22 protein-coding genes are annotated in these 20,425 nt (G+C 71.3%); 6 read left to right on the forward strand and 16 right to left on the reverse strand.

Annotated elements, in window-relative coordinates; genetic code table 11:
- Positions 1-2: 2 nt before the first annotated feature.
- From ABZ928_RS06535 to ABZ928_RS06545, 3 genes are read right to left on the reverse strand one after another with little or no spacing between them, the layout of a single operon-like run.
- Positions 3-995, reverse strand: a complete 993-nt coding sequence (locus ABZ928_RS06535) for an ABC transporter permease (protein ID WP_361515411.1) — start codon at positions 993-995, stop codon at positions 3-5.
- Positions 992-2,500, reverse strand: a complete 1,509-nt coding sequence (locus ABZ928_RS06540) for a sugar ABC transporter ATP-binding protein (RefSeq protein ID WP_361515413.1) — start codon at positions 2,498-2,500, stop codon at positions 992-994. The genes ABZ928_RS06535 and ABZ928_RS06540 overlap by 4 nt, the downstream gene beginning before the upstream one ends.
- A gap of 20 nt (positions 2,501-2,520) precedes the next feature.
- Entirely contained in the window at positions 2,521-3,087 is a 567-nt protein-coding gene (locus ABZ928_RS06545) for a carboxymuconolactone decarboxylase family protein (protein WP_361516142.1), read from the reverse strand.
- 236 nt (positions 3,088-3,323) lie between these two features.
- On the opposite strand from ABZ928_RS06545, the gene ABZ928_RS06550 reads away from it, so the two are divergent.
- Entirely contained in the window at positions 3,324-3,734 is a 411-nt protein-coding gene (locus tag ABZ928_RS06550) for a cupin domain-containing protein (protein WP_361515414.1), read from the forward strand.
- Between the two features lie 21 nt (positions 3,735-3,755).
- The gene (locus ABZ928_RS06555) at positions 3,756-4,493 is read left to right on the forward strand and encodes an MBL fold metallo-hydrolase (protein ID WP_361515416.1); all 738 of its coding nucleotides are present in this window, start codon (positions 3,756-3,758) and stop codon (positions 4,491-4,493) included.
- 61 nt (positions 4,494-4,554) lie between these two features.
- Here ABZ928_RS06555 and ABZ928_RS06560 read toward each other — a convergent pair whose 3' ends face one another.
- The 7 genes from ABZ928_RS06560 to ABZ928_RS06590 form a co-directional block, all read right to left on the reverse strand.
- Complete coding sequence (locus ABZ928_RS06560; protein ID WP_361515418.1) at positions 4,555-5,889, reverse strand: aromatic acid/H+ symport family MFS transporter; 1,335 nt, start codon at positions 5,887-5,889, stop codon at positions 4,555-4,557.
- Between the two features lie 124 nt (positions 5,890-6,013).
- A complete protein-coding gene (locus tag ABZ928_RS06565; RefSeq protein ID WP_361515420.1) occupies positions 6,014-6,964 on the reverse strand; it encodes a catechol 2,3-dioxygenase in 951 nt (316 codons plus the stop codon).
- On the reverse strand, positions 6,961-8,019 hold the full coding sequence (locus ABZ928_RS06570; protein WP_361516144.1) for a 4-oxalomesaconate tautomerase: 1,059 nt from the start codon (positions 8,017-8,019) through the stop codon (positions 6,961-6,963). Before ABZ928_RS06570 ends, ABZ928_RS06565 begins: the two co-directional genes overlap by 4 nt.
- A 32-nt stretch (positions 8,020-8,051) precedes the next feature.
- The gene (locus ABZ928_RS06575) at positions 8,052-8,756 is read right to left on the reverse strand and encodes a 4-carboxy-4-hydroxy-2-oxoadipate aldolase/oxaloacetate decarboxylase (protein ID WP_361515421.1); all 705 of its coding nucleotides are present in this window, start codon (positions 8,754-8,756) and stop codon (positions 8,052-8,054) included.
- Positions 8,753-9,502, reverse strand: a complete 750-nt coding sequence (locus ABZ928_RS06580; protein WP_361515422.1) for a PIG-L deacetylase family protein — start codon at positions 9,500-9,502, stop codon at positions 8,753-8,755. The genes ABZ928_RS06575 and ABZ928_RS06580 overlap by 4 nt, the downstream gene beginning before the upstream one ends.
- A gap of 49 nt (positions 9,503-9,551) precedes the next feature.
- Positions 9,552-10,202, reverse strand: a complete 651-nt coding sequence (locus ABZ928_RS06585) for a GntR family transcriptional regulator (protein ID WP_361515424.1) — start codon at positions 10,200-10,202, stop codon at positions 9,552-9,554.
- A 128-nt stretch (positions 10,203-10,330) separates the two neighbouring features.
- On the reverse strand, positions 10,331-11,185 hold the full coding sequence (locus tag ABZ928_RS06590; RefSeq protein ID WP_361516146.1) for a LysR family transcriptional regulator: 855 nt from the start codon (positions 11,183-11,185) through the stop codon (positions 10,331-10,333).
- 83 nt (positions 11,186-11,268) lie between these two features.
- Between ABZ928_RS06590 and ABZ928_RS06595 the strand changes: the two genes are divergently transcribed.
- Entirely contained in the window at positions 11,269-12,162 is an 894-nt protein-coding gene (locus tag ABZ928_RS06595) for an EamA family transporter (protein ID WP_361515426.1), read from the forward strand.
- Positions 12,163-12,263: 101 nt separating this feature from the next.
- On the opposite strand, the gene ABZ928_RS06600 is transcribed toward ABZ928_RS06595, so the two are convergent.
- Positions 12,264-12,971, reverse strand: coding sequence for a response regulator transcription factor (locus ABZ928_RS06600; RefSeq protein ID WP_361515428.1), 708 nt, complete (start codon positions 12,969-12,971; stop codon positions 12,264-12,266).
- A gap of 23 nt (positions 12,972-12,994) precedes the next feature.
- Complete coding sequence (locus ABZ928_RS06605; protein ID WP_361515429.1) at positions 12,995-13,474, reverse strand: MarR family transcriptional regulator; 480 nt, start codon at positions 13,472-13,474, stop codon at positions 12,995-12,997.
- A gap of 290 nt (positions 13,475-13,764) precedes the next feature.
- Here ABZ928_RS06605 and ABZ928_RS06610 point away from each other — a divergent pair, with 290 nt between their 5' ends.
- A complete protein-coding gene (locus ABZ928_RS06610) occupies positions 13,765-14,799 on the forward strand; it encodes a zinc-binding dehydrogenase (RefSeq protein WP_361515431.1) in 1,035 nt (344 codons plus the stop codon).
- 111 nt (positions 14,800-14,910) lie between these two features.
- Complete coding sequence (locus tag ABZ928_RS06615; protein ID WP_361515433.1) at positions 14,911-16,398, forward strand: MFS transporter; 1,488 nt, start codon at positions 14,911-14,913, stop codon at positions 16,396-16,398.
- A gap of 86 nt (positions 16,399-16,484) precedes the next feature.
- Here the strand turns inward: ABZ928_RS06615 and ABZ928_RS06620 are convergent, their stop codons facing one another.
- The 3 genes from ABZ928_RS06620 to ABZ928_RS06630 are packed head-to-tail and all read right to left on the reverse strand — an operon-like array spanning position 16,485 to position 18,933.
- Positions 16,485-17,552: a maleylacetate reductase gene (locus ABZ928_RS06620; protein WP_361515435.1), complete on the reverse strand. Its 1,068-nt coding sequence runs from the start codon at positions 17,550-17,552 to the stop codon at positions 16,485-16,487.
- Positions 17,549-18,394 carry a dioxygenase gene (locus ABZ928_RS06625; RefSeq protein ID WP_361515437.1) on the reverse strand — a complete coding sequence of 282 codons (846 nt, stop codon included), beginning with the start codon at positions 18,392-18,394 and terminating at the stop codon, positions 17,549-17,551. Before ABZ928_RS06625 ends, ABZ928_RS06620 begins: the two co-directional genes overlap by 4 nt.
- Positions 18,395-18,417: 23 nt before the next feature.
- Complete coding sequence (locus ABZ928_RS06630) at positions 18,418-18,933, reverse strand: hypothetical protein (RefSeq protein WP_361515439.1); 516 nt, start codon at positions 18,931-18,933, stop codon at positions 18,418-18,420.
- A gap of 141 nt (positions 18,934-19,074) precedes the next feature.
- On the opposite strand from ABZ928_RS06630, the gene ABZ928_RS06635 reads away from it, so the two are divergent.
- Complete coding sequence (locus tag ABZ928_RS06635; protein ID WP_361515441.1) at positions 19,075-19,419, forward strand: cupin domain-containing protein; 345 nt, start codon at positions 19,075-19,077, stop codon at positions 19,417-19,419.
- Here ABZ928_RS06635 and ABZ928_RS06640 read toward each other — a convergent pair.
- Positions 19,409-20,404, reverse strand: coding sequence for a LacI family DNA-binding transcriptional regulator (locus ABZ928_RS06640; protein ID WP_361515443.1), 996 nt, complete (start codon positions 20,402-20,404; stop codon positions 19,409-19,411). The genes ABZ928_RS06635 and ABZ928_RS06640 overlap by 11 nt on opposite strands.
- Positions 20,405-20,425 lie beyond the last annotated feature (21 nt).

A 20,425-nucleotide genomic window follows, 5' to 3' on the forward strand; every position in this document is an offset into this window, starting at 1 on the left:
GTTCAGTGCCGTGCGGAGCGGGCCTTCTGCATCTCGTTGGCGATGGCGGCGATCAGCAGCACCGCGCCGACCGAGACCGGCTGCCAGTTGGCGGAGATCTGCACGAGGTTGAGGGCGTTGGCGACCACGCCGAGGAGGACCACGCCGAGCGCGGTGCCGATGATCGTGCCGTGGCCGCCGGCCAGCGAGGTGCCGCCGATGACGACCGCGGCGACGGCGGCGAGCTGGGTGGTGAGTCCGCCCGCACCGGGGCTGCTGGAACCCAGCCGGGACAGCGTCATCAGCCCCGCGAGGCCGGCGAGGGCGCCGGTCGTGGCGTACAGGGTGAGCTTGCGCGCGGTGACGTTGATGCCGCTGAGCCGGGCGACGTGCTCGTTGCCGCCGATGGCGAAGGCGTCCCGCCCGAACGTGGTGAACCGCATGACCAGGGCCGTCGCCACCATCACGAGGACGGCCACGATCGTCAGATAGGGGATGCCCGCGATCTTCTCGTTGCCGAGCGCGAACATCTTGGTGCCGAGGGAGATGGTCTGCCCGTTGAGGACGAGCAGACAGACCCCGTCGAGGAGGGTGGCCGTGGCGAGGGTGATGACGAACGGCGCGACCGTGGTGAACGTCGCCACCACCCCGTTGACCAGGCCGATCAGCAGGCCGAGCACGAGGGCGGCGACGACCGTGAGCCAGGTCGGCCAGCCGTGGGAGAGCATCTGGGCGGCCACCGCGGCGGTGACGACCACGACGCTGCCCATGGAGAAGTCCATGCCGCCCGCGGTCATCAGCAGGGTGAGCCCGGCGGCGATGACGGCGTTGATGCTGACCTGGCGCAGGATGTTGATGATGTTGGTGTCGGTGGTGAAGGCGTCCGTCCGAAGAGCGGTGGCGACCACCACGATCACCAGGACCGCCACCAGTCCGGAGTGCGGAATGCCGCGCGGCGAGAACCCGGTCCTTGCCTGCTGTGCCTCCGGGGCATCGGGAAGTGTCTTGACGCTCACTGCGGTTGTCCTCCGAGAGCGGTGGCGACGAGTTCGTCGCGGGTGATGGCGGTGATGTCGTGGACGGCGACCGTGCGCCCCGCGCTGACCACGACGACCCGGTCGGCGAGCCGCATGACCTCCTCGGCGGAGGAGGAGGCGAGCAGTACGGCCACCCCGCGCGCGGCGAGGTCGTCGACGAGGGTGTGGATGTCGGCCATGGCGGCGACATCGACCCCGTTGGTCGGGTCTTCGAGGAAGCAGGCGACCGGCTCGGTGTCCAGCCACTTGCCGAGCAGGACCTTCTGCTGGTTGCCGCCCGACAGCGCGCCGACCGGCGGGTTCCCGGTGAGGGCGCGCACCCCGTAGGCGCGGCGCAGCGGTGCGGCGCGGCGGGCCAGGGCGGCGCGCAGATGCAGGCGACGGCGGGTGAAGCGGTCGTCGGCCAGCATCAGGTTCTCGTCGACGGTCAGCCCCTGGATGAGGCCCAGGGTGCGGCGGTCGCCGGTGACGCAGCGCAGTCCGCCGGCGAGCGAGTCGGTGATCCGGCCGAACCCGACGGGCCTGCCGTCGACGGCCAGTTCACCGGCGTCCGGGCGCTGCCGCCCCGACAGCAGGTCGAACAGCCGGGACTGCGCGTCCCCGGCCGGGCCGAGCACGGCGACGATCTCGCCCTTGCGCACCTCGACGGTGAAGTCCTCGATGGCCCGGCCCTGGCTGAGCCCGCGCACCGCGAGACCGATCTCGTCCTTGGGCGCGGGACGCTCCGGGCGCCGCGAGACGACGTCCCGGCCGACCATGCTGCGGACCAGGCTCGCCGGGTCCATCTCGGCGGCGGGCGCGGTGGTGACGACCGCTCCGTCGCGCAGCACGGTGAGGCGGTCGGCGACGGCCATGACCTCGTCGATGTAGTGCGAGATGTAGACGACGGCGACGCCCTCGTCCCGCAGGGTGCGCACCAGGGCGCGGATCTGGTGGGCGTCCTTGGCGCTGAGGCAGGCGGTCGGCTCGTCGAGGATCAGGATCCGGCCGCCGCGGCGCACCTCGCGCGCCACCTCGACCATGGTCTGCTCGGCGACGGTCAGCGTGCCCGCGGTGCGGGTCACGTCGATGTCGATGCCGAGCCCTCTCAGGGCGGCGTGCGCCTGGTTCCTGACCGCCGCCCAGCGCACGGCGCCGCCGCGGGTGGGCAGGTCGCCGAGCATGATGTTCTCGGCGACGGTCAGCCCCATGGCCAGTTCGCGGCGCTGCGGCACCGAGGCGATGCCGAGCCCGCGCGCCTTGCGGACGGTGAGCCCGTGGTGGGCGTGGCCGTCGACCTCGACGGTGCCGCCGTCGGGCTGGTGGACGCCCGACAGGACCTGCACCAGCGTCGACTTGCCGGCGCCGTTCATGCCCATCAGCGCGTGGATCTCGCCCGGGTACAGGTCGAGGTCGACGCCTTTGAGGGCGGCGGCCCCGCCGAAGCTCTTGGTGATCCCGCGGACCCGCAGGACGGCGTCGACCACGGGGGTCGTGGCGCTCACGGCTGTCGCTCCCGGGGAGGTCACGGCTGAGGCCGGTCGGCGCCGTCGGCGACGACGCGCCCGTAGCCGCGGATGTCCGGGAACGGGGGCTCCTTGTCGGCCTGGAGGTCCACCTGGAAGGTGTTCAGACACATGCCGAGCATCGTGAAGTTGCCGAGCGCGCCGATGGTGTCGACCAGCCCCTTGGAGCCGAAGTGCTCATGCGCCCGGGCGAAGGTCTCGTCGGTGACGAAGTGCTCGTCGAGGATCTCCCGGCAGAACTGGTAGAAGGCCTGGTCGGCCTCGTTGTCGAAGACCGCCTCGCGCTTCTCGGCGATCGCCTTGACGGCGGCCTCCGGGATGCCGGCCTCGATCGCCTGGTGCACATGGGCGTTCCAGGAGTACTGGGCGTCCCAGTTACGGGCGGCCATCAGCAGCGTCAGCTCGCGCAGATGCTTCGGCAGGGAGCAGTCGAACCGGGCGAAGGCACCGAGCGACTCGGCCCGCTCGCACATCTCCGGGCTGTGCAGCCAGACCCGGAAGGGGCCGCGGACGGCACCGCGGCGGCCGGCGATGCGAGCGGCCAGCTCCTGCTGCCGCTGGTCCATTTCCTCTTCGTTGAGAACGGGGAGCCTCATCTGGCCGATACCTGCCTTTTCTTTCCGGCGCGTTTCCGTCACGGAACCAAGAGCCGTGGCGATGCGAGCCGACGGTACAGCCGGGTTCGAGAACCTCACCCCTCCCGGAACGCAAGGTAAAACTGCACGTTGGAGGGCACCCGTTCACGGGCGCGCGACCTACGGTCGTTCAGCGCATCACCCGTGAACGGAGAGGAATTTCCCGGATGACCACGATCATCAAGGTCGCGTCCGTGCCCCTGCTCGACCGGGGCGGAGCCGTCGTGACGACCCCGTTGATCACCACGCCCTCGGCCGGCGGGGAGAACCTGATCACCAGCGGGATGAGCGTGTATCCGGTCGGCTCCGGGGCCCCGCTGCACTCGCACAACTGCGACGAGCACGTGACGATCCTGGAGGGCAAGGCGGAGGTGTGGGTCGACGGCGAGGTGACCGAGCTGGAGCGGTTCGACACCACGTACATCCCGTCCCCCGTCCCCCACTTGTTCCGCAACATCGGGGACACCCCGCTGCGGATCCTGTGGGTGTACTCGTCGGGGCATGTCACGCGTACGTTCACCGAGACGGGCCGGACGGTGGAGCACCTTTCGGCCGAGGACCAGATGGGCAAGGACTGACACCAACTAGGCTGCTGGGCCATGCGATTGACGGTTCTCGGCGGCTGCGGCGCCTGGCCCACCGCAGACCAGGCGTGCAGTGGATACGTCGTCGAGCACGAGGGTTTCCGCCTCCTCATCGACCCCGGATACGCCACGCTGCCCCGCCTGTTGGCGCATTCCACCGTCGACTCGGTGGACGCCGTCCTGGTCAGCCACGGACATCCCGACCACTGCGCCGACCTCAACCCCCTGCTGCGAGCAAGGGGGTTGAGTGACGTCCCGCCGCCGGCCCTGCCGCTGCACGCCCCGCACGGCGCCCTCGACGCCGTACTGGCCCTCGACAAGCCGAGCATGCTCGCCGCCGCGTACCTGCTGCACGAGTTCAGCCCCGGCGACCGGTTCGAGATCGGCCCCTTCACCGTCGGCACCCGGCTCCTGCCGCACTTCGTCCCCAACGCCGGCCTCCGGATCAGCACTCCGGAGGCCGTGCTCATGTACACCGGCGACACCGGGCCGAGTGAGGACATCCCGCGGCTCGCCGAAGGCGCGGACCTCTTCCTGTCCGAGGCGACGTACGTCCACGAAGTCCCGTCGCCCGGAGACGCCCCGTATCTGCTGACCGCGCGCCTGGCGGGCCGGTACGCCCAACAGGCGGGCGCGGCACGGCTGTTGCTCACCCACCTATGGCCAGGAACCGACCCCGCGGCGGCTCTGGAAGCGGCCGCCTTCCCGGGCCCCGCCCTCATCGCCGCCCCGGACCTCGTCATCGACCTCTGAAACGCCGGAAGCCGGTCCCCGCGCCCGCGGTGACCGGCTTCCGTCCTTGCCCCCTGGCGGGTCAGTGCGCGCCGACCAGCTCCTGGTCCGCGCCGCTGCGCTCGCCCTGCCTGGAGCTGCGCAGGGCGGCGATGCCGATGAAGACCATGGACGACAGTCCGGCGATGGCGAAGGCGGTGAAGCCGAAGTCGCCGTTGCCGGAGGCGAGGAGCTGGCCGCCGAGCCAGGGGCCGAAGACGGCGCCGAAGCGGCCCATGCCGGAGGTCCAGCCGACGCTGGTGGCGCGGTTCTCCGGGTTGGAGCGGATGGAGACGGTCGCGTAGATCATCGTCTGGGCGCTGTTGAGGAAGACGCCGGTGAAGAAGACGACGATCATCGTGACGGTCTGCGCCATGTGGACGCTGAGCAGGAAGACGCCCACGGCGGTCAGCGCGAACCACAGGGCCGAGATGCGCGGGGCACCGAAGCGGTCGGCGGCGCGTCCGGCGACCAGCATGCCCACGATGCCGCCCAGGTTGAAGACGACGACGAAGCTCAGGGCGTCGCCGAGCGCGTACCCCTCGGCGCGCATCAGGGTCGGCAGCCAGGTGGCGACGCCGTAGACCAGGAGCAGTCCGCCGAAGGAGGCGAACCAGTAGAGCAGGGTCTGCACCCACTCGCCGCCGCGGAAGAGGTTCGCGAGGGCGTCCCAGCGGTCGGCGGCGGTCTTCTTGCCGGACTTGACGGCGGGCAGCTCGACGTCGTACTTCGTGGCGAGCGCCCGCGCCTCCTCCGCGCGGCCCTTGGCGACCAGGAAGCTCAGCGACTCCGGCAGGAACTTGGCGAGCACCGGCGCGAAGAGCAGCGGGAGCACGCAGACCCAGAAGGCGGCGCGCCAGCCGACGGGGTCGATGAGCCACTTGGCGACGTAGGCGGAGAGGATGCCGCCCGCGTGGTGGGCGGTCATCAGCAGGCCGATGACGATGGCGCCGCGGCCGCGCGGGGCGTAGTCGGAGACCATGCTGATCGCGGTGGGGAGGAGCCCGCCGAGGCCGACGCCGGCGAGGGTCCGGCCGAGGCCGAAGACCTCGACGCTGCCCGCCATGGCGCACAGTCCGGAGGCCAGCGAGAAGAGGGTCACGCAGGCGACCATCAGCTTCTTGCGGCCGATGCGGTCCGCGACGGTGCCGGCGGTCAGCGCGCCGACCAGCATGCCGAAGGTGGCGTAGGAGCCGAGGTCACCGGCCGTGTCGGGGGTGAGTCCGAAGGTCTTCGTCTCCAGCAGGTGCGGCAGCACCGAGCCGTAGATGAACATGTCGAGGCCGTCGAAGAGAACGGCCAGCCAGCACAGACCGACGACCAGGAGGGCCAGTCTGCTGCCGCGAGCGGTCGCGGAGGGGGAGGGGGAGGAAGACATCGTTGGTTACCTCTCGTGCTTGGTGCGCTAGACGCTAAGGAGCCGTCCGCCAAGAGTCAACGTTTTTGTCAACAATCTCATCGACAATCGCTGACGATCTTCGACGGACGGCCCTTTGCCCAGCTCAGGCCACCGGTGGCGTCCCGTGCGTGTGGAACGACTCAATGGTCTTCAGGCCCCAGGCCTGCCCCTTCTTGCGCTCCTCCTCGGTCCAGGTGACGAGCGGCCAGTCCGGCGCGAGCACGAGCCGCGTGAGCGGGTTGCACAGCTCGATCCGGTTGCCGCCCGGCTCGTAGACGTACAGGAAGAACGTCTGCTGGATGGCGTGCTTGTGCGGCCCGGTCTCGATGAACACCCCGCTGTCGATGGCGAGATCGGCCGCCCGCAGGATGTCCTCACGGGTGTCGGTCGCGAACGCGATGTGATGCAGCCGCCCCTCGCTCCCGGTCCAGTCGGACGTGTAGACGACGTCGTACGACTTGTTCGTGTACGTCAGCCAGCGCGCCGCGATCTTCCCGCTGTCCAGCCGGATCTGCTCGGTCGGCCGGGCGCCGAGGACGTTCTGCTGGAACTCGGCGTTGGCGAGCACGTCGGCGGCGAGGAAGTTGATGTGGTCGAGCCGCCGCACCCCGACTCCCCGGTTGGGCTTGGCCTGCGGCTGGTTCTTCAGCGCGGGCCGCAGCTCCTCGGGAGCCTGGTAGTACTCGCTCTCCCAGTACAGGGCGTGTTCATGGCCGTCGGGGTCGGTCGTGACGTAGAGGCGGCCGATTCCCGGTTCGTCCTCGACCCACTTGCCGGCGCCTCCCGCGGCCTCGATCGCCTCGATACGGCGATGGAGGGCCCCCTCGCTGGAGGTGCGCAGGGCGAGCCGGCCGAGGCCGGGCCGGTCGCGGGCGGTGAGGACGAGGCTGTGGTGCTCGTAGTCGTCGAAGGTCCGCAGATAGACCGTGTCGCCGTCCCGGCCGTTCACCGTGAGGCCCAGGTAGTCGGTGAAGAAGCCGACGCTGGCGTCCAGGTCGGGCGTGAACAGCTGGGCGTGGCCGATGTGCGCGATGTCGCCGAGCGGCGGAGTCATCGGTGACCTCCTTGGGGTTGTGCGGCGGCCCTGGGGAAGACGGTGCCGTCGAAGATCTTGCGGGCCGTACGGACCACCGCCGTGCGGCGGGCGGTGGGGAGGCCTTCGGGGGTGGTCCCGAGGCTACTTTCGATGTCCAGGAATCCGGTGGGATGTTCTATGCGAATTCGGTCACTGTCGGGAGAAAGCTCCGCCAGGTCCGCGCCCACGCTGCCTTCGATCCGCAGCCCGGCGGCCACGCCGGCCGCGCCGAGCACCCCGATCGAGGTGTGGCAGCGCACCGGTATGAAGGTGCGGGTGGTGACCGCGCCGCCCTCGCGGGGCGGGGCGAGGAGGGTGAGCTTGGGCACGGTGGTGTCCGAGACATCGCCGAGGCCCATCCGGCGTCCCGCTTCCAGGCGGATCCGGTGCAGACGGTCGGCGAGCGCCAGGTCCTCCTCCAGGTCCTTCGGCGACTCGTAGCCGGTGACCTTCAGCGAGGTGGCGGCGATCAGGACGGTCGGCATGCCGTTGTCCACGCAGGTCACCTGGACACCGTCGATCTCGTCGCGGACGCTGCCCGTGGGGAGCAGCGGTCCCGTACCCGCCGGGAACTCGATCACCACCGGAGCGGCCGTCCCCGGCACCCCGGAGATCTCCGCGTCGCCGGTGTAGTCGACCCGCCCGCCGGGGGTGGGGAAGGTCGCCGTGGCGTAGTCGCCGGAGTTGACCATGCGGATGCGGACCGAGGTGCGCTCCTCCCCCGCCGGGACCAGTCCGCGCTCGACGGCGAAGGGGCCGACGCCGGCGAGGATGTTCCCGCAGTTCTGACGGTCGCTCACCTCGGGCCGGTCGACGACGACTTGGAGGAAGAGATAGTCGACGTCGGCCCGCGGATCGGCGGACGGGGAGATGACGGCCACCTTGCTGGTGAGCGGGTGCGCGCCGCCGAGTCCGTCGATCTGCCGCTCGTCCGGGCTGCCCATGATCCGCAGCAACAGGTCGTCGCGCGGGGCCGGTTCGGCGGGGAGGTCACCGGCGAGGAAGTAGGCGCCCTTGGAGGTGCCGCCCCGCATCAGCAGGCAGGGCACCTCCTCGGGCACGGGGGTCACGACGACTCCCCCGCGTACTCCTCGTACGACCGGTACTCGACGCCGAGGCGCTTGAGCGTGTCCCGCAATCCGTAGCGGTCCAGGCCGAGTTGGCCGTCGATGAAGGCGGCGCGGGTGGCGGCCTCCTTGGCCTCGCGGGCCTCGGACTTCTCAGCCGTCTCGCGGGCGCGCTCGCGCGGGACGACCACGACACCGTCGTCGTCGGCGAGGATCACGTCGCCGGGGCGGATGACCTGGCCGTCGATGGCGATCGGTACGTTGACCGAGCCGCCGGTGGCCTTGACGGTGCCCTGCGAGGAGACCGCGCGGGACCAGGCGGCGAAGCCCATGTCGCGCAGTTCCTGGGTGTCGCGGATGCCGGTGTTCATGACGACGCCGCGAACTCCGCGCTGCTTGAGGGCGGTTGCGAACAGTTCGCCGAACAGGCCGTCCGTGCAGGGGGAGGTGGTGGTGACGACCAGGATGTCGCCCTCGCCGCACTGCTCGACGGCGGCGTGGATCATGAGGTTGTCGCCGGGCCAGCCGATCACGGTGACGGCGGTGCCGGCGACCCGTACGCCCTGCTGGACGGGGCGGATCTCCGGGCCCAGCAGGCCCGTTCGGCCCATGGCCTCGCTCACCGTCGCCACGCCGTAGCCGGCCAGCGCGTCGACGTCCTTCAGCTCCGCCTTCGGCGGGTCGGTGACGATCACGCCGCTCATGCCAGCTCCTTCGCGATCTGCGGGTAGGGGCGCATGAACGCCTCGGCCATGGTCTTGTGGGCCAGCCCCAGGTTGGGGCCCGCGTTGCGCTTGAGCTGGACGCCCCGGCGTACGGCGAGGTCGGTGTAGTAGTCCCACAGGTGCTGCTGGGCGCCGAGGCACTCCATGGCCTTGCGCTTGGTGTCCCAGACCTCGGTGATGTCGAGGAGGACCTCGGGCTTGAAGCCGCTCATCTCGGGCTGGTGGGGCTCGAAGAAGAAGACCGGCGGGGCGCCGATGATCTCTCCGGGGCCGGGGTAGCCGATGGCCTGGGCGAGGACGCGGGCCTCCAGTGCCATGCGGTTGGCGGCGGGGTGGTCGCCGTTGTACGGGTCCTCGGTGGGGTGGGTGAGCACGACGTCGGGCTGGGTGTCGCGGTAGACCTCCACCAGCTGGTCGGTCAGCTCGGGGGTGACCAGCAGCGGGTAGTCGCCGGCGTCGAAGAAGCGGACCTCGGCTCCGAGGGTGGCGGCGGCCCGCTCGGCCTCGTCGCGGCGTATCGCCTTGATCTCGTCGAGTTTCCTGCCCTCGCGCCACGCCTTGGCGGACTCGCCGCGCTCGCCGAAGGTCAGACAGGCGATGGTGACCTTCTCCCCGCGGGAGGCGGCCAGAGCGATGGCGCCACCCGCACGCCACACGAAGTCGCCGGCGTGCGCGGTGATGACGAGTGTCGATCGTGGGCTGGCGGGCGCGTTGGCCTCAGTCATTGAGCATTCTCCTTGGTGACAGGTGTGCGCCCGCCCCGCGCCGGTGCGATCAGTCGCGCAGCGCCTCGATCACACTGGTGAGGTGGGCGCGGACGGCCGACTCGGCCGCCTGCGGGTCCCTGGCCCTGATCGCCTCGATCATGGTCAGATGCTCGTTCAGGGATTGCTGCGGACGCCCCGGGCGCAGCGCCAACTGGAAGCGGTGCCGCACCAGTTGGGCGTTGAGCCGCTCCAGCAGTTCCTGCGCGGTCTCCTGGCCGGAGAACTCCCGGATGCGGGCGTGCAGTTCGTGGTTGAGGTCGGAGTAGGTGACCGGCTCGCCGTCGGCGACGGCCTTGGACATGGCCGTACCGAGGTCGGTGAGTTCGATCAGCTGCTCGTCGCTCGCCGCGACCGCCGCCTTCGCCGCGCACAGTCCTTCGAGGACCATGCGGCACTCGGTGATGGCGACCGCTTCGTCCACGGTCACCACCCGCACCCGTGAGCCACGGTTGCGGATCCGCTCCACGAGCCCCTGGGACTCCAGATCGATCAGTGCCGCGCGGATGCTGGCCCGTGTCACACCGAACTGCTCGGCGAGCTCGTTCTCCACCAGCCGCTGCGCCGGTGCCATCTCGCCGTGCAGGATCGCCTGCCGCAGCTGCGCGAGCGCATGCTGTTTGGCCTGCTCCCCGGTGCTCGGACGGGCTTCTTTCGGCATCGTGCCCTCCCTGAGTGAGTGCCTGTCGAACCTAAATCTAGCCAAACAAGATTGTCAACAATTTTGTCTGCCGTATTGCAGGCATCGTTTTCGTCCATGGTCGCGGTTCAGCCCTCGATGGTGGCAGCTCAGCCCTCGCGATACAGCGAGGTGAGCAGTTCCATCACGGCCTGGGTCGCGGGATGCGGGTCGTCCCGCCACCAGGCCAGCCGCACGGCGATCGGCTCGCCGTCCCGCACCGGCCGGTAGACGACACCGGGCCGCCGGTACTGATGGGCGGTCGACTCCGGCGTCATACCGATACAGCGGCCGGTGGCGATGACGGTCAGCCAGTCGTCGACGTCATGGGTCTCCTCGGTGGCCGGACGGGCCTCCGGCGGCCACAGGTCCACGGTGGTGGTGCCGGTACGGCGGTCGACGAGGAGGGTGCGTCCCGCGAGGTCGGCCATCCGCACGGACCGCCGCCGGGCCAGCGGATCGTCGGCGGCCATGGCGCACAGCCGCCGCTCCAGGCCGACGACGACCGACTCGAACCGGCGGTCCTCCAGGGGGCGGCGCAGGACGGCCAGATCACAGGAGCCCTCCGCGAGTCCCGCGCTCGCCGAGTTGACCCGCACCAGCTGGAGATCGGTCTCCGGCCGCTCCCGGCTCCAGCGGCGCTGGAAGGCGAGGGTGTGCCGCCCGAGCGCCGCCCAGGAGTAGCCGATGCGCAGCCGCGCGTGGCCCGAGGTGGCGTCCCGGACCAGGTCGTCGACCTCGCCGAGCACCCGCCGGGCGTGCGCGACGACCCGGAGTCCGGTCGGCGTCGGGGTCACCTCGCGCGAGGTGCGCCTCAACAGCCGGACGCCCAGCGCCCGTTCGAAGGAGGCCAGGGTACGGGAGACGGCGGCCTGGGAGACGTCGAGGGCCACGGCGGCGTCGGTGAAGGTGCCCTCGTCGACGATCGCGACGAGACAGCGCAGATGCCGGAGATCCACATCCATGACCGCATCATCCATGACTCCAGCGTATGGATGCTCCGGCCGATGCATTTTGCGCAACCACGGAACGGGCGCACCATCGCCCCATGCAAGAGGCCCCCGCACGCCCCGCAGCCACTCCCCTGCCCACCCCCGAGCCGCCCCGGACGAGCCTCGCCGGGGTGGCGACCATGGTCGGCAGCGGCCTGTCCAACCAGGCCGGTGCCGCGATCGGCTCGCTCGCCTTTCCCGTCATCGGCCCGGTCGGCGTCGTCGCGGTCCGCCAGTACGTCGCCGCGGCCCTCCTGCTCGCCGTCGGCCGGCCCCGGTTCAGGTCGTTCACCTGGGCCCAGTGGTGGCCGGTGCTCCTGCTGGCCGCGGTGTTCGGGACGATGAACCTCTCCCTCTACACCGCCGTCGACCGGGTCGGCCTCGGACTCGCGGTCACCCTGGAGTTCCTCGGCCCGCTGAGCATCGCCCTGGCGGCGACCCGGCGGCGCGTGGACGTGTGCTGCGCGCTGCTCGCCGTGGCGGGGGTCGTGACGTTGATGCGCCCCCGGCCCTCCACGGACTACGCCGGCATGGCGCTGGGTCTGCTGGCCGCCGGGTGCTGGGCGTCGTACATCCTCCTCAACCGCACGGTCGGCCGACGGATCCCCGGAGCGCAGGGCTCGGGCGCCGCGGCCGGGCTGTCGGCGCTGATGTTCCTGCCGGTCGGGATCGCCGTGGCCGTGCACCAGCCGCCGACGGTGTGGGCGGCGGGCTGCGCGGTGGCCTCCGGGGTGCTGTCCTCGGCGGTGCCCTATCTCGCGGACCTGTTCACGCTGCGCCGGGTGCCGGCCCCGGCGTTCGGGCTGTTCATGAGCGTCAACCCGGTGCTCGCGGCGGTGGTCGGGTGGGTCGCCCTCGGGCAGCGGCTGGGCTGGCCGGAGTGGGCGGGCATCGGAGCCGTCGTGACGGCGAACGCGCTGAGCATCGGGACGGCCCGGAGGAGCGGCTAGGACTCGCCGATCGGGAGCGGACCGACTGGGTGCTCGCCCATCGGCAGTCGGCCGGCCGCCGCTCGCCCCTCGAAAGCCGCGAGCCCCTCCAGAGCCCCGCCCTAACCCCCCAGCCAGTACCCGAACCCCCGCCGCGTATGGATCAGCGCCGCCCCCTCCTGGTCCACCTTGTGCCGCAGCCGCGAGACCAGCTTCTCGATCGCCTGATGCCCCCGGAACTCCCCCCACACATGCCGGCTGATCTGCTCCTTCGACAGCACCCGCCCCGCGTTGGCGAGCAGATGCCGCAGCAGCCGGTACTCGGCGGGCGTCAGGTCCAGCGGCCGGGGTCCGCGGCGGGCGCGGCAGGTCGTGTCGTCCAGGACCAGGTCGCCGTAGGCCGGCATCCCGGGGCGCGGGCCGGGGCCGCGGCGGCGCAGCAACACCTGGGCCCTGGCGAGGACTTCGGCGACGCGCACGGGTTTGATGACGTAGTCCTCCTCGCCCAGGCCGAGTTCGGGCAGCAGCCGGTGCAGGGAGTCGCAGGAGGCCAGGAAGAGCAGTGGGGGCCGGTCGGCGGACGGCATACGGCGGCCCCGGGCGAGGCCCGCCAGGTCGGGCAGGGTGGCGTCCAGGACGACCAGGTCGAACCGCTGCCGGGCGAGGCGCGCCATGCCCTCCGCGCCGGTGTCCGCGGTGCCGACCTGGTATCCGGCCAACTCCAGGGTGGTGGCGAGCAGTTCGGCGTCGCCGGGGTCGGCCGCGACGACCAGGACGTGCTGTCCGTTGCCGCGGGGCGGTGACGGTTTCTCCATGAGGTGCGCGTGCATGGCGGGACCAATCGTGGGGGTGGTCAGACGGAGAGCCGTGGGTCGAGCGGGTCCTCGGCGTGGCCGGCGAAGTCGTCGACGAGCCGGTGGAAGAGCGCGGCCAGCTGACGCAGGTCCTCCTCGGACCAGTCGGCCAGGGCCTGTTCGAGATAGCGGCGGCCCACCGTGCGGATCCGCGCGACCGCGGCGAGCCCCTCGTCGGTGAGCTGGACGCGCTGGGCCCGGCGGTCGTCCGGGTCCGCGACCCGGATCACATAGCCGCCGCGCTCCAACTGCCGCAGCTGCCGGGTGACATGGGAGGCCTCCACGGAGAGCCGGACCGCCAGCACCCCGGGGCGCAGCGGTTCGCTCTCCGCGATGTGCCGCAGGATCGCGACGGCCGCGCGGTCGAGCGGCACCCCGGCCAGCGCCATGAGCCGCTCGTGCCGTCGGCTGCGCCCGGCCAGGTAGGTGACCCGGCTGAGCACATGCTCTATCTCGGTCAGGGGCGCCGCTGCGGTCATGGCCTCACCTTAGAGGTACTTGCCTAACTTAAGCAATGTGCACTTCGTTGCTTGACTTAAGTAACGCATCCATGCTTGCCTAACTCAAGTAAACGGTCCGAGCCGGTCGGCGGCCCCCGCCGCCTCCGACCCGGACCGGGGCCGCATTGAGCGGATGCGGCCCGTTGCGCCCGACCCGTGGGGACGGGGTACGGCGCGATCACCAGGTCCGGCGGCGGGAGCACTCCCCCCCGCCCCGCCGCCGGACCCGGTGTCACCTGTCCGACCCACCGCAGAGAGCGAGCTCCCCCATGGCCACCATGAAGTCCGTCCTGACCGCGAAGGACTCCGTCGACGTGCGCGAGGTCGAGCGTCCCGTGCCCGGCCCCCGGGACGCGCTCGTCAGGATCCGCGCCTGCGGGATCTGCGGCACCGACACCTTCTTCCTGCACCTCGGCGGCATGCCGGCCGGCGCCGACGGCTCGATGCGGGCGATCCCGCTGGGCCACGAGCCGGCGGGCGAGATCGTCGAGATCGGCGGCGAGGTCACCGACGTCAAGGTCGGCGACCGGGTCGTGGTCAACCCGCAGGGCGTGCCCTCGGGGATCATCGGCTGCGGCGGCGCGCACGGCGCGATGAGCGAGTACCTGCTGATCGAGGGCGTCGAGACCGGCAAGAACGTGACGGTCTTCCCCGACACCGTGCCCTTCGAAGTGGCCTCGCTCAACGAGCCGATGGCGGTCTCCCGGCACGCCGTCAACCGCTCCGGGGCCAGGCCCGCCGACAAGGTCGTCGTCTTCGGCGCCGGGCCCATCGGCCTGGGTGCCACGATCTGGCTGAAGCTGCGCGGAGTCGAGCACGTGGTCGTCGTCGACATCATCCCCGAGCGCCTGGAGACCGCGCTGGCCGTCGGCGCGGACGCGGTCGTCAACTCGGCCACGGAGAACGTGACGGAACGCCTGACGGAGCTGCACGGCGAGGCCGCGAACGCGCTCGGGCAGGCCCGGCCGGGTACCGACATCTACCTCGACGCGGCCGGCGCTCCCGCCGTCTTCCAGGCCGTCGTCGACAACGCCAAGTGGCACGCCAAGCTGGTCATGGTCGCCGTGCAGAAGAAGTCCGACGCGATCGACCTGGGCGGGATGCTGCGCAGTGAACTGACGCTCATCGCCTCGCAGGGCTACCCGACGGAGATCTTCGAGGTCACGCCCGAACTCGTCGAGCACCACGAGCGGTTCGCGAAGCTGATCAGTCACCGGGTGCCGTTCGGCGAGGTGGAGCGGGCGTTCGAGCTGGCGCTGACGCCGGGGGCGGCGGAGAAGGTCGTCGTGACGTTCGACGACTAGACGCGACCGCGCCCCCGCGGGGGCGCGACCAGCCCCTAATCCGCTTGCTTAAGTCAAGCAATACTCTTATCGTTGAGTAAGTCAAGCAAACCTTGTCCCGGAGGCCCTGCCATGTCCGACACCCTTGCCCGACCCGCCGAGGCGGGGACATCCTCGCCGAAGCCGAACGCCGTGGTGGCGGTGCTGGCGCTGGCCGGGATCGTCGTCTCGCTGATGCAGACCCTGGTCATCCCGATCGTCCCGGAGCTGCCGACCCTCCTCCACGCGGAGGCCGACGACACCGCATGGGCGGTCACCGCCACCCTGCTCGCCGCGGCCGTCGCCACGCCCGTCGTCGGACGCCTGGGCGACATGTTCGGCAAGCGCCGGATGCTGCTGCTCAGCATCGTGCTGCTGGTCTCCGGCTCGGTGGTCTGCGGGCTCGCCGACTCCCTGGTCCCGATGATCATCGGCCGTACGCTCCAGGGTCTGGCCGCCGCGGTCGTCCCGCTCGGCATCAGCATCATGCGTGACGTGCTGCCCGCGGAGCGCCTCGCCGGCTCCACCGCGGTGATGAGCGCCTCGCTCGGTGTCGGCGGCGCGCTGGGTCTGCCCGCCGCCGCGTTCATCGCGGACAACTGGGACTGGCACATCCTCTTCTGGGTCTCCGCCTCCCTCGGTGTCGTCTCCTTCCTGCTGGTCCTGTTCCTGATCCCGGAGTCCAAGGTCCGCACCGGCGGCTCCTTCGACATCGTCGGCTCGCTCGGTCTCTCCGCCGGTCTGGTCTCCCTGCTCCTGGCCGTCTCCAAGGGCGCCAGCTGGGGCTGGACCAGCGGCACCACCCTGGGCCTCGGTGTCGCGGCCGTCGTGATCCTGCTGTCCTGGGGCTTCTGGGAGCTCAAGGCCAAGCAGCCGCTGGTCGACCTGCGCACCACCGCCCGTCCGCAGGTGCTCTTCACCAACCTCGCCTCGATCGCGCTCGGCTTCTCGATGTTCGCGATGTCCCTGGTCCTGCCGCAGCTCCTTCAGCTGCCCTCGCAGACCGGCTACGGCCTCGGCAAGTCGATGCTCACCGTCGGTCTGGTCCTCGCCCCGCAGGGCCTGGTCATGATGGTCATGTCCGCGGTGTCCGCCGGCATCACCAAGGCCAAGGGCCCGAAGGTCACCCTGATGATCGGCGCGCTGATCGTCTCCGCCGGTTACGCCCTCAACATCGTCCTGATGAGCGAGGTCTGGCACCTGGTCCTGGTCTCCTGCGTCATCGGCGGCGGCGTCGGCTTCACCTACGGCGCGATGCCCGCCCTGATCATGGGCGCCGTCCCGGAGTCCGAGACGGCCGCGGCCAACAGCCTCAACACCCTGATGCGCTCGCTCGGCACGTCCTTCGCCAGCGCCATCGCCGGTGTGATCCTGGCCCAGATGACCACCGACTTCGGCGGCCACGCCCTCCCGTCCGAGAACGGCTTCAAGGTGATCATGGCGATCGGCGCGGGCGCCGCGCTCCTCGCCTTCTTCATCGCCTCCTTCATCCCGAAGAAGAAGGCCCCGCTCGTCGAGACCACGGGCGGCGACGACAGCCCGGCCGACGAGGCCGCGGAGGTCACCGGCGCGAAGGCCTGACAACGGTCAAGTGGCGCCGCCCCCGGAGCATTCCGCTCCGGGGGCGGTTCTTCTTTTACGGTGTCGAGGTTTTACGGCGTTGAGGTTTACGGCGTTGAGAGCGGCTCGCCTTCGTACGCCGCCCTCAGCACCGTGAGCGCTCCGTCCTCGGTCACCGGACGGGGGTTCGGGTAGGACTGGCTCGCCGCCTGTGCGGCCGCCGTCGTCAAGTCGCTCTCCTTGAGCCCGAGTTCGGCGAGGGAGCGAGGTGCGCCGAGGCCTCCGGCCAGGTTCCACATGGCACGCGGGACATCGTCCGCGTCGAGCGCCCGGCCGAGTGCCGCCAACGCCCCTGGCACGGCGGGCGCGTTGTACGCGAGGGCGTACGGCAGGACCACCGTGTGGGTCTCGGCGTGCGGCAGGCCGAAGGTGCCGCCGAGGACATGGCAGAGCTTGTGGTGCAGGCCCATGGTCGTGGCGCCGAGGCAGGAGCCGCAGAGCCAGGCGCCGTACAGGGCCCGGCCCCGGGCGTCCACGTCCCGTGGACCGGCGGCCACTTGAGAGAGCGCGGCCGCCATCGCCCGTACCCCCTCCTCCGCCATCAGCCCGGTCAGCGGTGAGGCGTCGGGGGCGTACAGGGCCTCCACGCCGTGCGCGATCGCGTTCACGCCGCTGGTCACCGAGAGCGGCACCGGGAGGGAGAGGGTGAGCTCGGGGTCGTAGACGATGCTGCGGGGCAAAACCGACGGGTCGCGGCCGGTGCGTTTGGCGCCGTGTTCGGTGAGGCCCCAGACCGGGGTCGCCTCGGAGCCGGAGTACGTGCTGGGTACGGCGATCAGCGGCAGGCCGGTGCGCAGGGCGATCGCCTTGCCGAGGCCGATGGCGGAGCCCCCGCCGACCGCGACGCAGCCGTCGGCGCCCGCGTCCCGCGCCACCTCGACGGCCCGGTCGGCGACCTCGACGGGGACATGCATACGGGCCCCGGTGTGCAGCCCCGCACAGGCCGCCCCGAGGGAGTCGGCGACCGCCTGCGCGGTGTCCGCGCCCCGGGTGCCGGAGACCACCAACACCCGCCGCAGACCGAGCCGTTGGGCCTCGTCCGGGGTCGCCGTCGTGGCGGCGCCGGGGCGGAGGACGACCCGCATGGGCTGGGCCTCGTGGACGAACTCCCTCATGAGGGCTCCAGTACGAGGTCGATCCGCGCGTGCCGGAAGGGGTTCGGGACGCCGAACTCCTCGGCCAGGGACGCGTCGTCGGTCGGTGTGAAGTCGCGGACGAGGCTCTGCTTCACCGCGAACACGGCGTCGGACTCCAGGTAGGGGTCACCGGCCACGAAGATGTGCGTGGTGACGGAGGCGTGGCCCGCGGCCGAGGCGATGAAGTGGATGTGCGCGGGGCGGTAGGGGTGACGGCCGGTCGCGCGCAGGAGGTCGCCGACCGGGCCGTCGGTGGGGATCGGGTACGAACTCGGCACACAGGTGCGGAAGCGGAAGGCGCCCTCGGCGTCCGTGGTGAACAGGCCGCGTCCGTTGCCCGGGGGCTGGACGTCCGGCCGCTGGACGTCGTAGTAGCCCTGGTCGTCGGCCTGCCACACGTCGATGACCGCACCCGGCAGCGGGGTGCCGTCCGTCGACAGCACCCGGCCGGTCACCACGCACGGTTCGCCGCCGCCCACCAGGTCGATGTCGGCGCCGAGTGCGCGCTCCGGTGACTCGGTCATGTGGAAGGGGCCGAGGACCGTGCTCTCGGTGCCGCCGTGGCCGTCGCTGTTGATCGTCTCGACGAGCATGGACAGACCGAGCACGTCCGACAGGAGGATGAACTCCTGCCGGGTGTCCGTGCAGGTCTGTCCGGTCGCCGTGAGGAAGCGGATCGCGGCTTCCCACTCCCGCCGGGTCAGCCGGGTCTCGTCGGCGAAGGCGTGCAGATGGCGGACGAGGGCGGTGAGCAGCTCGCGCAGACGGGGGTCGGCGGTGGCGTCCAGGCTGTGGAGCGCCTCTTCGGTGACGGGGGTCATGCCGGTGCTCCTTCCCCGTCGCGTCACTTGATGACCGCGTTGGCCACCACCACACCCACACCGAGCAACGCGTCCACCAGACCGATCAGGAGGGCGTAGGGCCAGGAGCGGCGGGACCAGCGGGCCGTGACGACGCCGAGGGTGAACAGCAGGGCGATGTTCAGGGTGAACGCCGGGTACTCCACGCCCTTCGGCGGCCACCAGCCCCAGCCGGCGCCCGCCAGGATGAAGACGGTGGGCAGGACGGCGGTGACCAGGGGCCACTCGTTGATCAGGGTGCGCAGGGCGTCGCCGCGGCGGTGCGGGGTGCGCTCGGCGATGTAGTGGGCGTAGCCGTGGGCGAGGGCGGAGGCGAGGGCCGTGACCAGGAGCCAGACGGCGTCGTAGCGGCGGGTCTCCCGGTCGGTGTGGCCGTACTGGGTGAGCGCGGCGACCATCGAGCAGGCCAGGACCGCTCCGTAGACGCCGCCGAAGAGGAGACTCTCGCGGGTGTCGTGCGCGTGCCGCTCGGTCGCGGCAGCCGCCTGGGTGTCCGCCATGCCCTCCACGATCACCCGGGGCCCGGGACCCCGCCAGTCCGCGCCACCCCCGCCATCCATGACGAAGTGTCCTCTCACCTGGGCGGATACCCCACACCCTGTCCACGGTCGTGATCGGTTGCGCGCGGCTAGGGTCGTCGCATGACCCACAGTTTCGTTGTCCACATCCCCGACGCCGAGCTCGAAGCCGAGCCCCTCGCCCCGGAGCAGATCGTCTCCGGGACGCCCGAGGTGACCGGGAAGGTGGTGTGGGAGTCGGCGGACGGCAAGCAGATCCGTGGGATCTGGCAGATCACGCCCGGCGTGGTCACCGACACCGAGGCCGACGAGCTGTTCGTGGTGATCAGCGGGTCGGCGACGATCGAGGTCGAGGGCGGGGCGACGCTGACGGTCGGGCCGGGCGACATGGCCGTACTGCGTGCGGGCGACCGTACGACGTGGACGGTGCACGAGACGCTGCGGAAGGCCTACGCGATCAACCTCTAGGAGGGGCTGTGGTGCCCCTGCTCTCCAGCGTGGGCGCCACGAGGTGCACCCGGCCCGCTCCCCCGCCGCCCTCGAAGCGGTCCAGGAGGCAGCGGGCCGCGCGGCGCCCCACCTCGTGGTTGGCGCTGTCGACGGTGGTGAGCCAGACGTGGCGCAGGCTCGCGATGCGGGTGTTGTCGTAGCCGACGACGGACAGGTCGCGCGGGACGCGCAGCCCCAGTTCCTCGGCCGCCGACAGGACACCGACCGAGGCGATGTCGTTGACGGCGAAGACGGCGGTGGGCCGGTCGGGGCGGCTCAGCAGCCGGACGGTGGTGCGGTAGCCGCCCTCCTCCGTCATGTCGCTGGGCTCCACGACCCCCTCCAGACCGTGCGCCCGCATGGCCGCCTCGAAGCTCCGCCGGCGCAGCTCGCCGACCGCCCCGTACCCCGCGATGTGCGCGATCCGCCGGTGGCCGAGGCCGATGAGGTGCTCGGTGACCAGGCGGGCGCCCTGTTCGTCGTCGTTGGCGACCATGTCCACGCCCGGCAGGACCGGCTCGCGGGCGCCCGCGACGACGACCGGGATGCGCTCGGCGACCGCCCCCAGCGCGGCCGGGTCGGGCAGCGTGCCGACGACGACCAGGCCGTCGGCGCGCAGATCGAGGAAGGGGCCGGTGAGGTCCTGGCCGGTGCGGCGGTTGAGGCGGGTGTCGGCCATCAGCATGTGCAGGCCGTTGTCGTGCAGCAGTGAGTTGAGGCCGTCGAGGAGATCCACGAACCAGGGGTTGCGCAGGTCGTTGAGGAGCACGCCGACGGTCCGGGTGCGCTGCTCGCTGAGGCTGCGGGCGGCGGCGTTGGGGCGGTAGCCGAGTTCGCGCACCGCCTTCAGCACGGCTTCCCGCTTCTCCTCGCGCACCTGGTCAGAGCCGCGCAGGACGAGCGAGACCAGGGACTTGGAGACGCCCGCCCGGTCGGCCACGTCGCGGATCGTCGGAGGTCTCATGCTCTGGACCGTTCCATGAGG

This window comes from Streptomyces sp. NPDC046909 (genome assembly GCF_040644695.1).
Lineage (GTDB): Bacteria > Actinomycetota > Actinomycetes > Streptomycetales > Streptomycetaceae > Streptomyces.